This window comes from Nonomuraea sp. NPDC049784, from assembly GCF_040659615.1.
Taxonomy (GTDB): domain Bacteria; phylum Actinomycetota; class Actinomycetes; order Streptosporangiales; family Streptosporangiaceae; genus Nonomuraea.
This window is the reverse complement of the sequence record NZ_JBFAMX010001073.1, coordinates 1-2,032: the sequence shown is the minus strand read 5'-3', so window position 1 is coordinate 2,032 and position 2,032 is coordinate 1. Positions and strand designations below refer to the sequence as shown.

The following is a 2,032-nucleotide window of genomic DNA, read 5'->3' as shown; positions in this document are numbered from 1 at the left end:
ACCGGCACAACCAATGACAACTAGATTCCGGAGATCGAGCACTTGAGCACCGAACTCGTGCCAGCCCTTGAATGGACCGACCTGGACAAGCACCGAGATGCCCACGACCGCGGCCAGGCGTTCGATGCCCAAGATCTCGCACAGTTGGGCGGTGGCGTCGGCGAAGCCGGCCGGGGTCGTGCCGGTGGTCAGCGGCGTACGCCCGTAGCCGGGCCGCGAGGGCGCCAGCACCCTGAAACCGGCGTCGGCGAAGACCTCCTCACCCAGCGCCAGCCCGGCGCGCATGTGACCACCGTGGAACGCCACGACCGTCTGGCGGCCTTCGCCCTCCAGCCGGTATTCCACCGGGCCGGCCGGCGTGCGCGCAACGGTGGTAGCGCGCTCGGAAAAGGCCATGCGTGAAATGGACACCATGGCACCTCCTTGTCGGAAAGCAGATCAGACCTGGTTCGCGACGTCTCGGCGGTGGCCAGCGCACCTGCGACAAATGCGGCAGGGTGCGCTCACCCGGGGAACCTCGGCTTCTGGCCGTCACAGGAGGTAGCGCAGCCACAGGTACGGGGTGACCAGCGCCACGGTGACCATGGCGACGATCAGGCCGTATCTGGTGAAGGTCCAAAAACTGATCGGGGTGCCGTTACGGGCGGCTATACCGATGACGACCACGTTGGCCGCCGCGCCGACGGCGGTGGCGTTGCCGCCCAGGTCAGCGCCGAAGGCCAACGCCCACCACAGCACCTGCCCCGCCCCGTTGCCGCCATTGGCCTGCACCAGTTCGGCCACGATCGGACTCATGGTGGCGACGTAGGGGATGTTGTCCACGATCGCCGACAACCCAGCCGAGGCCCACAACAACACCATCGTGGCCAGCCCGAGCTGACCAGCGGTGGCATCGACCGCCATGCGGGAGACCTGGCCGATCACACCGGTCTCCACCAGGGCGCCGACCATGACGAACAACCCCATGAAGAACACCAGAGTGGGCCATTCCACCTCGGCGATCGCCTTCTCAGTGGTCACCTTGGTGGCCGCCACCAGCAGGCCGGCGCCCAGGATCGCCACCACCGACGGCTCGTAATGCAGCACCGGATGCAACACGAACGCCGCCATCACCAGGCCCAGCACGGCCAGGCTCTGCCAAAGCAAGGTCCGGTCGGCGATGGCCTCCCGCTCCTGGAGTTGCATGATCTCGGCGGCGCGTTCGGGGTCATAGACGAACGCCTCGCGGAACAAGATCCGGCACAGCCCGACGAAGGCCACCATCAAGATGACGACCATGGGAGCCATGTGGATGAGGAAGTCGTTGAAGCTCAACCCGCCCCGGCTGGCGATGATGATGTTCGGCGGATCCCCGACCAGTGTGGCGGCGCCGCCGATGTTGGAAGCCAACGCCTCGGCAATCAGAAACGGCACCACCGGCAGAGCCAGCCGTTCGCACACCAGGAACGTGACCGGCGCGATCAGCAGCACCGTGGTCACGTTGTCCAACAGCGCCGAGGCCGACGCGGTAATGACCACCAGCAGCACCATCAGCCGGAACGGCTTGCCGCGCGTCCGCTTGGCCGCCCAGATCGCCAGGTACTCGAAGATGCCTGTCTGCTTGAGCACGCCGACGATCACCATCATGCCCAGCAGCAGGAAGATGACGTTCCAGTCGACGCCGGTCTGCTCGGAGAAGAACGCCGCGCCCGCGTCACTGGCGTGGATCAGCAACATGATCCCGGCACCACCGAGCGCGGCGGCCACCCGGTGGATGCGTTCTGTAGCGATCAGCGCGTAGGCGCCGAGAAAGACCGCCACCGACAGCCAAGCAAGCGCGGTCATTGGCCCAGCAGCCCGTCCAGGAGCGCCTGCAGGGTGACCGCCCCCAGCGACCGGCCGCCCTCCACCACCGCGACCAGCGGGCTGTGCGTGCGCGCCATCAGCGCGGCCAACTCCAGCACGGTGGCCTCGGGGTCGGTGACCGGCAGCTCACGGGCCCGGGCGGGCAGCGCCTCGCGCACGGTCCGGCCGGTCACCGAGGTGAGCAGGG

The 2,032-nt window shown here is 67.6% G+C and carries 3 protein-coding genes; all 3 read right to left on the bottom strand.

Annotated elements, in window-relative coordinates; all coding sequences use genetic code 11:
- A partial coding sequence (locus tag AB0J09_RS63345; RefSeq protein WP_360713977.1) for an alpha/beta hydrolase occupies positions 1-414 on the bottom strand: 414 nt, incomplete at its 3' end.
- A gap of 117 nt (positions 415-531) precedes the next feature.
- Entirely contained in the window at positions 532-1,824 is a 1,293-nt protein-coding gene (locus AB0J09_RS63340) for an ArsB/NhaD family transporter (protein WP_360713975.1), read from the bottom strand.
- Positions 1,821-2,032: CBS domain-containing protein (locus AB0J09_RS63335; RefSeq protein ID WP_360713973.1), on the bottom strand; the 212-nt coding region annotated here is incomplete at its 5' end. The genes AB0J09_RS63335 and AB0J09_RS63340, both read right to left, overlap by 4 nt.